Source organism: Lysinibacillus sp. UBA6686, from assembly GCF_002455205.1.
Classification (GTDB): domain Bacteria; phylum Bacillota; class Bacilli; order Bacillales_A; family Planococcaceae; genus Lysinibacillus; species Lysinibacillus pakistanensis.
Genome location: NZ_DKJS01000070.1, coordinates 13,018 through 23,748, shown reverse-complemented (window position 1 = coordinate 23,748; position 10,731 = coordinate 13,018). Strand labels below are relative to the sequence as shown.

8 protein-coding genes are annotated in these 10,731 nt (G+C 37.4%); 2 read left to right on the top strand and 6 right to left on the bottom strand.

Features of this window, described 5'->3' with window-relative positions; genetic code table 11:
• Positions 1-46: 46 nt before the first annotated feature.
• Positions 47-760: a response regulator transcription factor gene (locus B2R82_RS18530; protein ID WP_286926341.1), complete on the bottom strand. Its 714-nt coding sequence runs from the start codon at positions 758-760 to the stop codon at positions 47-49.
• A complete protein-coding gene (locus B2R82_RS18525; protein WP_286926340.1) occupies positions 747-3,770 on the bottom strand; it encodes an ATP-binding protein in 3,024 nt (1,007 codons plus the stop codon). The genes B2R82_RS18530 and B2R82_RS18525 overlap by 14 nt, the downstream gene beginning before the upstream one ends.
• Positions 3,771-3,974: 204 nt before the next feature.
• Between B2R82_RS18525 and B2R82_RS18520 the strand changes: the two genes are divergently transcribed.
• Positions 3,975-4,784 carry a metallophosphoesterase gene (locus tag B2R82_RS18520; protein ID WP_286926339.1) on the top strand — a complete coding sequence of 270 codons (810 nt, stop codon included), beginning with the start codon at positions 3,975-3,977 and terminating at the stop codon, positions 4,782-4,784.
• Between the two features lie 12 nt (positions 4,785-4,796).
• Here B2R82_RS18520 and tatC read toward each other — a convergent pair whose 3' ends face one another.
• Genes tatC through B2R82_RS18500 form a run of 4 tightly spaced genes read right to left on the bottom strand, consistent with a single transcriptional unit; the run spans position 4,797 to position 8,365 of the window.
• On the bottom strand, positions 4,797-5,642 hold the full coding sequence (tatC, locus tag B2R82_RS18515; RefSeq protein ID WP_286926338.1) for a twin-arginine translocase subunit TatC: 846 nt from the start codon (positions 5,640-5,642) through the stop codon (positions 4,797-4,799).
• An 11-nt stretch (positions 5,643-5,653) separates the two neighbouring features.
• Complete coding sequence (gene tatA, locus B2R82_RS18510; protein WP_286926337.1) at positions 5,654-5,857, bottom strand: twin-arginine translocase TatA/TatE family subunit; 204 nt, start codon at positions 5,855-5,857, stop codon at positions 5,654-5,656.
• A 31-nt stretch (positions 5,858-5,888) separates the two neighbouring features.
• Positions 5,889-7,601 carry a GMC family oxidoreductase gene (locus B2R82_RS18505; RefSeq protein ID WP_286926336.1) on the bottom strand — a complete coding sequence of 571 codons (1,713 nt, stop codon included), beginning with the start codon at positions 7,599-7,601 and terminating at the stop codon, positions 5,889-5,891.
• A gap of 17 nt (positions 7,602-7,618) precedes the next feature.
• Complete coding sequence (locus tag B2R82_RS18500) at positions 7,619-8,365, bottom strand: gluconate 2-dehydrogenase subunit 3 family protein (protein ID WP_286926335.1); 747 nt, start codon at positions 8,363-8,365, stop codon at positions 7,619-7,621.
• Between the two features lie 296 nt (positions 8,366-8,661).
• Here B2R82_RS18500 and B2R82_RS18495 point away from each other — a divergent pair, with 296 nt between their 5' ends.
• On the top strand, positions 8,662-10,683 hold the full coding sequence (locus tag B2R82_RS18495; protein WP_286926334.1) for a methyl-accepting chemotaxis protein: 2,022 nt from the start codon (positions 8,662-8,664) through the stop codon (positions 10,681-10,683).
• Positions 10,684-10,731 lie beyond the last annotated feature (48 nt).

The following is a 10,731-nucleotide window of genomic DNA, read 5'->3' as shown; positions in this document are numbered from 1 at the left end:
AGCACGCCAATGTTTGACAGATGGCGTGCTTTTTTCGCATTATTATTCAAAGAGTTAACTGATATCCAGAACCTCTTACCGTTACAATTTTTGCTTGGTGTCCTGATGCAGCTTCAAGCTTTTTTCGTAAATTACTAATATGAACCTTTAATGCCTTTGTTTGTCCGAAACTTTCTTCCGCCCAAATAAGTTTATATAGTTCAGATGGATGGAATATTTGCCCTGGCCGCTGTGCTAAAAAGAATAGGATTTGAAACTCCTTCGTAGATAACGTTAATGAAGTATTAGCAATATATACTCTGCCTGAATGAACATGAAAATGAAAGGCACCAATGATTTTTATATCTTCATGTAGAGTACTCACTGAAAAGTCAAGCTTTCCCCTTCGCTGACAGATTCTATCAATGGTTTTGATTAATCGCTCTTTTTCGATAGGCTTTAATATATAATCGACTGCTTGAACATTGAATGCCTCTAAAGCATAATGCTCATAAGCAGTTACAAAAACAATATCCATTAAATGCGCTGTCTCTTCTATTTTACTGGCCAATTCAATTCCATTCATTTCTGCCATTTCAATATCTAAAAATAGAATATCTGGCTTCAGCGTCAAAATGCTTGTAATGGCATCTTGGGGATTTAGAAACTTTCCGATAACATCAATGGAATTGCCTTCCATTAGCATTGCCTCTAACAAATGAATTGCCAAAATTTCATCGTCTACAATGACAGCTTTTAACATAATTTCACCCTTTTTCATCCAAAATCAGTGGGAATTTTATTTCTACCATTGTTCCTTTATCTACAATACTTTCAATCCGAAGCGATGCGTGGTCATATTTTTTCAAACGTTTAGAAATATTGCGAATACCAACACCATTGTTAGAGGGTGCTTCTTCAGATAATATCTTTCCTAACAGTTCTTGTTCCATGCCTATGCCATTGTCAATAATTTTGAAAGTAACTATCTGTTGTTCTTGCGTAATAATTACCTTCACATGGCCATTCACCCGTTTGGTTTTCAGTCCATGGAAAAGTGCATTTTCAACTAATGGCTGAAGCAATAGAGGGGGAATAAGACAATGTAGTTCGTTCTCCATTTCAATCTGCCATTCAAGCTGTTCAGGATATCTCATACGATGAATGTTCACATACGCTTGTATAAGTGTTAATTCCTTTTCAAGAGGAAAGAGGCTATTTGTATTTTCAAAAGAGAAGCTACTTCTTAAAAAGGTTGCAAAATTTGTAATCATGGCTCGTGCTTTCTCTAAATCTAAATAGCTAAGTGAGAGAATAGAATTTAACACATTATAAATAAAATGTGGTTTAATTTGGGCTTGTAAAAACGCAGTCTCCATCTTAATAGCAGTCTCCGCAGATTCCTTTAACAAAATAAGATTCCGCACTCTAGTTTTTAGCTCAGCAATGTCTAGAGGCTTATGTAGAAAATCATTTGCACCAGATTGAAAGGCTGCAATCATATCCTCTGGACGGATAGCCGCTGTGAGCATTAATATTGGTAGATCTGTAGAAGTATAGTTTTTTCTAATTTGTTGGCATACCTCGTATCCTGAAAGAGTAGGCATCATGATATCTAAAATCAATAAATCTACATTAGGATGCCTTGTTAATTGTTCGAGAACATGATGGCCATCGTCTACTGCGATGATATAGTAATTCTCCTTTTTAAGGATATCGATTAATACTTTGAGATTGATATGATCATCATCAGCTATTATAATTTTTTTCTTCGCTTTGTTCTCAACTATGTAAGGGAATGTTAGTAGCAAATCATTCGATAATGTATTTTTATCTTCTTGAGGCTTATTCAGCCCTTGTTTTTTAGGCTGTCCTAAAGGTAATTTGACACAAAAAGTCGTTCCATATCCGAGGACTGAATGAACGGTAATTTTTCCACCTTGAAGTTTCACCAGTTCTTTCGTAATACTTAGACCTAAACCTGTTCCTCCCACAGTATGCTCTAATTGTTGAAATGGCTCAAAAATTGTCTCTAAATGTTCTGGTGCTATACCATGTCCAGTATCCTTTATTTCAATAGTGAGATATTTATGTTCCTTACGGCAGGAAATCTCTACTCTTCCTTGGCTAGTGAATTTAACAGCATTTTCAATAAGATTATAAAGAATTTGCCGTAGTCTATCCTCATCAGCTAAAACAAACTGCCCCCGTTCAATGTGATTACAGATTTTCACATCTTTCTTTCCAATGTACGATAATATTTCAACGATGACATGGGTTACAGAAAATAGGTCGACAGTAGTTGTATGCAGCTTTAATTCTCCTTCTTTTAGTTTAGAAAAATCTAATATATCATTGACAAGATGTGATAATCTCTTAGTGATGTTATTTATGAGAGAGATTTTTTCTTTTTGTTCATTTGTTAATGTTTCGTTTTCATTCGGCTCTAACATAGACTGGGAAATGGCAATAACACCATGTAACGGTGTTCGAAATTCATGTGAAGTTTTTGCAAGAAATTCATCTTTTAATTTATCCACTCGCATCAACGCACTTGTCAGTCTTCCTTTTTCTAAGTAAGAATCTGTAAAACGATGAGATATATATAGTGATAGCATCGTTAAACAAATGAATGGCAATAAGGGAGGTAAGGAATAGATTTCAAGATTAATATTAAGATTTAAAGTGGCAACAATTACATAGATGAGAATTGCCATGGAACTGAGCCATAAATAAATTGCTCCTACAGCCCTTTTATAGATAGCAATGAACTGAATATAAAAGATATAAAGAATATTCAAAAAAATAAAAAGAGAGTAAATGCTCTGTATTTGCGAGTTTATGGATATTGGAAGAACAACTGAGAATATTAAAATATATCCAATTATACAAAGAGTTTCCACTATTGTTTTTTGGGCAAATTGTTGTAAGGCATGGTAAAAATACAGCAACATAAAAATGCCAGTACCGATACTTGAAACTATTTGTATCCTTATCAGAAGCTCATAGCTGATTGGGAGAAAAGACAGTAAAAGCTTTTCACCATGAGTAACACTATATAAAACTATAGAGAGGCAGAAAAAGGAAAAGTAAAGCTGCTCAATTTCAAGCTTTGCATAAAGATAAGAGCCCGCAAAATAGATAAACATTGTAAAAAAAGCAGCGATGGTAATTAAATCATAAAAAATAGAGCTTTCACGTAGTTTGCTAATTCCGTCTTGATCTCCAATGAAAATTGAACCAATAATTCCTCCACCTGAAGCATAATCATAATTAGCCACATGCAAGATAAGCTCAATCTCTCGTTTATTAGGCGAGAAATATGCAACATATGGAACATTATTAGCCACATATGACGAATCTTCTGCTGGCACCCCACTTTGTCCAATCTTTTTTCCATCGATATATATAGTATTTGACAGACGAATATTACCTGTCTTGATGCCTAAAATATCATCAGTGTTATTAATCAAAATTTTAAGTCGGTATGTACCATTTCCGAATTTGGGGAGGCTTTCACCATCCATCTTATATTTTGTCCACAATGATGGAACTTTCACTAAATAAGAATCATAGTGATTGAATTCAGGATAATTTATTAATTTATTGGGGACAAAATCCCATTCCCCATCCAACTTAACGGGTTGGTGTTGAAAATTGTACTGTCGAAGATCTAATACTCCTCCAATGGCCTTTGGAGCATCCGTACTTTCCTGTTTGAGTAACTGAGAGGCTCCTCCGATAATCACAATACTAATAATTACGATCAATATTAGTAATAACTTCCTCATTTTTTCCCTGTCCTTTTACAATTTCCTTTTTTAAGAGGAATGGCTTCTATTCATATTATATCATGTGAAAAGTTAGGAAATAAATATAGGCATGAATTTGATATAGACTATTTGAGTATTCTAAGTGCATGTACTTTGTTTTTTGCTTATAATAGGAGAGTCAGAATTATTCTGAACAAGTAGCCACAGGGTGAGCGATTGCGATTGAAAAAATTATTATATGTAGTTATCTTTTTTGTTTTTATAGTCATTTTTTTGTACGTAAACAATCACTGGCTGGTTGTCAGCAAGCATGTATTCGAATCGGAAAAAGTGCCTGCTAGCTTCGACGGGCTACGCATTACCCAAATAACAGACCTACAGGATGCTCTCTTTGGTGAACAGCAAGAGAAACTCATAGCAAAGGTGAAGACAACTAATCCTGACCTGATTTTTATTACAGGTGATTTAATTGACAGTAATCGCTATGATTTGGAGCGTAGCTTGCAGGCTGTTAGAGGATTAGTGAAACTAGCGGATGTCTACTATGTACTTGGAAACCATGAGGTAGCTACTAATAAGGTAAGTGAAATTTATGAGGTGCTTTCATCGTTAGGTGTACATATATTAGCCAATGAATCGACAGTTATAGAGCGCGACGGGGAGCGCTTAGCGATTGTTGGTATAGAGGATCCGTTAATGGGTAGAACAACAGAAGACATGCTAGAGATGGTAAATGTACAACCAGATGTTTTAACCATTTTATTAGCACATCGACCAGAAGTGTTTAATACGTATGTAAATTATGAAATTGACTTAGTGTTTGCAGGACATGCTCACGGTGGACAGGTCCGTATTCCCGGTATCGGTGGTATCTTTGCTAGAGGCCAGGGATTATTCCCAAAATATACGGCAGGTGTATATGAAGAAAATTCTACAACGATGGTCGTTAGCCGAGGATTAGGGAATAGTTCTGTACCTTTTCGAATTTTTAATTTGCCGGAAATTGTCGTCATGGAGTTAAAGAAAAAATAAAGCACTGCGTCTTTACTGCGCAGTGCTTTCTATTTGTTTTCGTTCAATACGTTTCACAAGATATATACTTATTTCATATAAAATAACCATTGGAATTAGTACAAGCAGCTGACTGATAAAATCAGGGGGGGTAATGACAGCCGAACCAACACCCATCGCAATATAAGACCAGCCGCGGATTTTTTTCATAGATTCAGCTGTGAGAACACCAATGGATGATAAAAATAGGGCAACGATAGGTAACTCAAATAGTAGTCCAAGGGGAACTGTGGTCATAACTAAGAAGTGCATGTATTCACTTGCTGACACCATTACATCAAAGTTTTTGGCTCCAATGCTTACTAGGAATGTGTAGCTAAGTGGATTTACAACAAAATAACCAAAGGCTACACCCAATAAAAAGAGCACTAGCATGACAGGTGCATAGAGTCCAAGAAAGCGACTTTCTTCTTCCTTTAAACCTGGCTTTACGAAGCCCCATAAAAAGTGAATTAGAAATGGCATCGAAAGACCAAAGGCAAGTGTGGTAGAGATTGTCATGTAAAATTTGACTACCTCTAATGGTCCTAAAATAATAAGTGAATGCCCCCGAGTTACATAAGGAAACCAAATATTAATGGTAGAGAATACAACAATAAAAAATAAAATAAAAACGACAAGTCCTTTAATTATCTGCTTTCTTAATTCTATAATATGCTCAAACAATGAAGCCATTGGAAAGAGTGGTTGATCCGTCACGGAACCCTGTTCAATTTCAGATGGAGTTTCAACAAAAGCCTCCACAGATGTGAGAGGCTTAGCTTCTTTCTTATCAAGAGGACTTAAATATTTTCTTTTTCTGTCTTCATATGGATCCATAGGAACACCTCCTACGAAGCATCAGATTTTTTTTCTGTTTTTTTCGGTTGCTCATCATCATCATCTATAAGCCCCTTTGTGGACTTTTTAAACTCTGCAAACGTTTTACCAACAGCTCCGCCGATTTCTGGTAGTTTTTTCGGGCCAAATACAATTAAAACAATGACTAAAATAATAATTAGTCCAGGTACTCCAATCGCTCCAAGTCCTCCCATAGTCTCGTCTCCTTTTAAATTAGTATATTTTTTACACCAATGAACCGCCTGATTTGCTATATTTCACAACACCCTCTGCACATCGGTATGCTAGTGCACCTAATGTACCAGTAGGGTTATAGCCGCTATTATGAGCAAAGTTTCCTGCGCTCACAGCAAATAGATTCTCTACATCCCAATGTTGAAGATAATTATTGACAACCCCATCCTCTGGCTTTGAGCTCATAACAGTTCCGCCGGTGTTATGTGTTGTTTGATACGGCACAATATTGTAATCAGTGATTTCAGCATTTGGGACAACTGTTTTTGCGCCCATTTCCTTCATAATGTCAGCCGCACGAGCCGAGATAAATTTATGAAGTGCTCGATCCTGATCTGTAAAATTGTACGTTAACTGTATTAAAGGTAAACCGTAAGCATCCTTATAGGTCGAATCAAGAGATAAATAATTTTCTTTATGTGGCATGGAAGCACCTTGAGCACCGATACCGAATGAGCGTGTATAGTAGTGAATAGACTGCTTTTTAAACTCGGGTCCCCATGTGGGTGTATCAGGGGGAGTTGGATTTGAAACAATAGGGCGTGTGCCTGTTTGCGTCAGTGCTATATTTCCGCCATGAATAAAATCTAGGTCGCTATGGTCGAAATTATCTCCATTATAATCATCAACACTCACCCCAAGTGAGCCTGCCCCCATAAATGTGTTAAACTGCTCGTCAAAGAATCCTGCAGCACCAGGAAGTATTTGATAGCAATAATTTCTTCCAAGTGTTCCTTTTCCCGTTGCTGGATCATAACGCTCTCCAATATTAGAGACCATCAATAGCTTGGCGTTATTAAAGACATAACTTGTAAGAACAACGACATTTGCAGGTTGTATAAATTCTTCTCCAGATATCGTATCGATATATCTAACACCAGTTACTTTATTGCCTTGCTTGAGGATTTCTACAACGTTGGAGTTATAACGTAAATCAAAATTACCTGTTTTTAAGGCAGTTGGTACAACCGTTATTTCTGCAGATGACTTTGCCCCATATTCACAGCCGAAGCGCTCGCAAAAGCCGCAATATTGACAAGCATTAATCGTTTCACCATCAGGATTCTTATAAACCTCTGATACATTTGCAGAAGGAACCATATAGGGTGATAACTTAAGTTTTTTTGTCGCCTTTTCAAATTGCTGAAGCATTGGCGTCATTTTCATAGGTCCCGTAGGATAAGGATTTGAGCGTTTTCCACTAAATGGGTTTTTGCCATCGCCAGAAATACCTGCTGTTTTTTCGAATTTGTCGAAATAGGGCTCCAGCTCATCGTATGTTAATGCCCAATCTTGAATTAGATAGTCAGGTCCGAGTTTATTTGGGCCATAGCGCTTGTCCGTTAATGTTTTAATTTGAAAATCGTAGGGCAAGAAGCGATATGTCATACCGTTCCAGTGTGTGCCAGAACCTCCAAGCCCCTCGCCAAGTAAGAAGGAGCCAAGCTGTCGCATAGGTAATGCCTTCATGTTGCGATTGTTTCGGAAACTGATTGTCTCTTTTGAAAGGTTTTGCATTATATCATATCGAATTGCATAACGATACTCGTCATGAATACTCATAAAATCTTCTGTCCCACGTTTTTGCCCACGCTCTAAGCCAACGACCTTCAATCCAGCCTTCGAACATTCTGCAGCGACAATGCCTCCTGTCCAACCTACACCGACTGTTACAACGTCTACGCTCGGTAATGTTGTTGCCATGTGCTAACCTCCTTTTGTTAATGACCGCCTAATGAACTAGGCTCAATTTTTTGGAATTTCGGATCTTCAATTAGTGATATATATGCCATTTGATGACCAGGGAAATTCTTCATACGCCAGCCATCCATATTTTTGTTTCCACCATACATAGGGTCAGAATATGCCCCCTCTAATGTTGCTGCACGCAATAAAGTAAAGAAGAATGCAGAGGTGACACCACTCATTTGTACTTCACCTTTCTGGAAGGCTGTCAAAATTTCATCCATTTGTTTGCCATCTAAATCATTGAAGCTTTTTTTGTAGCGCTTCTGAGCCTCAGATTCAAATTTTTGGATTCCTTGCTTAAAAATCTCTCCGCGTGTTAGGCGACTTTGGTAGCCCTGAGTTGGGGCCCCCTCAGCAAACGGACCGTGCATGTATTCTTTGGAATTACTTCCGTATTGTCCTGCGAGCTGATGATCAATGAAATAAGGGACATCTAAACCTTTTGCTCCTGGACCTAAATCATCTTCTGGAAAAATACGTTCAGTAGCATTAGATAAAATATTGAAATCTCTCTGATTCATAAAGAACATTTTTGCTTTTGGTGAGCCAAGCGCTTCATTCGTAGTACCATGCTGACCATGCTCTTGTGTGGAAGTTCCCTTGCCTGGTAGGTTATAGCCTACAAGTCCTCCGATTATTCCACCACCGACTAATGTACCTGCTGCAATCCCTGTTGTTTTTAAAAAATCTCGTCGTGAAACATTATTTTCTGAACTCATGGAAATCCTCCCCTCAAATGTATAGAAACTTTCCTATCTTTTATAATCAGCAAAAAAAATCAATTATAATCAAACTTACTGGAAGAAATTTTATTTCTATCCAATTGTAAAAACCAATCGAATGTAATTGAGAAAATAAGTGAGTAATATGTTCAGAAATGTAAACACTATTAAAGTAGTGTAAATGCCATTATTAAACAAATATTATTCTTATTGGAAAAGTTTTGTTGACTTCTTCTTTTTGTGACCTTACTCTGAAGAAGAAGGACAAAAAAATACTAAAAAAGATGTTAAATATGGGAGATGTGAGAAAAAAGAATATGTGGATTAAGGGTATAGGTGGTAAACTAGTTGTCGCAATTATAGCTCTAGTATTTGTAACGTGTGGAACGCTTGGTGCATCTACCATGATTAGTAGTACGAAAGCGGTGGATGAGCAGGTTGAATCCAATTTAGTATCTAGGGCAGCAGATGTGTCAAAATACATAGAGGAGCACTTCCAATTAACTTTAGTGGAGGTAGAGGCAATTGCCGAGCAGGAAGCAATTCGTAGTATGAATTTTGAAGATCAAAAGAAATATTTAACGAAGCGCCTTGCAGATAATGAGAATTATTTAGGGTTTGGGATTATTACTGCTGATGGTGTTGCCCATTATTTAGATGATACTATAGCTGATTTAGGGGACCGTGCCTATGTGCAGGAAGGTTTTACAGGTAAATCCGTTATGTCCGACATAACAATTAGTCGGGTGACAGGTGAGCCAGTTATTCTAATTGTTTCTCCTATAGATACAGTGACAGGCGAAAAGGCTTTATTGTTAGCTCGTATCGATGGCTATTATTTATCAAAAATTGTAGAGGATATTAAAGTTGGAGAAAGTGGCTATGCCTTCATGCTAGATGGAAAAGGTACGATTATTGGTCATAACAACCATGATTATGTAAAAGAACAATATAATCCAATAGAAGCGGCAAAAGAAACAGGAAAAGTGACGGGGAGGGCATTAGCTGCTCAAGAAATGATTGATCATACGCAAGGATATTTTTCCTTTCAAAATGATGAAACAGGTACAAATCTTTTAGGTTATCACACTTTAGAGAATGGCTGGAAAATGGGTGTTATTGCGCTAGAGGGTGAAATGATGTCAGGTCTTTCACGTTTAAAAGTCAACTTCATCATTACAACAGTTGTTGTCACTATATTAGGCTTGCTTATCTCATTTGCAATTTCACGATCTGTCAGCAGACCGCTACGTCATGTTTTACGCATTACTGAGGGGCTATCTGAAGGTGACTTTACTCAGGAAATCCCCGAAAAATATTTAAAACGACATGATGAAATGGGGACAATGTCAAAAGCTTTAGACCAAATGACGGACAATATGCGGGAAATGATTTCACAGGTGGGACAAGAAGCTACTGCCGTCAATGAAGCCTCATGCGATTTAATGGAAGATGTGCATGCTGTAACAAAACAATCTAAGCAAATAGCAGGGGCAATAAATGAGGTCGATCGTGGTGCGCAAAGTCAAACAGCGATGGCAGAGGAAAGCGCGTCAGCTATGGAACAAATGGCTTTAGGGGTTCAGAACGTTGCAGAGGTGGCTTCCACAATTGCTACAAATACACAATTTATTTCCCAGAAAATTAGAGAAAGTAATAAAGCTGTTCAACATTCCATTACACGAATGAATGAAATTCAACAGGGGACTTCGTTGGAAATAGAAAACATTCGTAAACTGGAACAAGAGTCCGAAGAAATTAGTTTAATTTCAAAAATGATTACGGATATTTCTGACCAAACAAATTTATTGGCACTAAATGCATCGATTGAAGCAGCACGCGCAGGAGATGCGGGCAAAGGATTTGCAGTTGTCGCTGAAGAGGTTCGCAAGCTATCGGAGCAAACAGCTGAATCAGCAACAAAGATTAATGTACTTATAGAAAGAGTACAATCCTACACATTAGAAGTAGTAAAAGCAGCTGAAATGGGAGAGGAAAATGTTGAACGTGGATTAGTATCTATTGAAACATTGGGTGAGCGTTTTGATGAAATGGTACATGCAGTAGGTGAAATCTCTAGTCAGATTGAGGAAATGAATGCTTCAGCTGAACAAATGTCTGCGAACACAGAGGAAGTGTCAGCCTCTATGGAGGAGATGGCGGCAACGGCTCATGCAGCAAGTGACTACGTGCATGATGTGACAGATGCTACGACAAAGCAAATGAAAACAGTGCAAATGATGAACGATCAAACTGTTAAACTTTCTGAAATGGCAAAACGATTGTATGGGGCTACCCAGAAATTTAAACTTTAAAAGATAAAGGAGCTGTCGTTGATTAGACAGCTCTTCTTATGTTTTAAA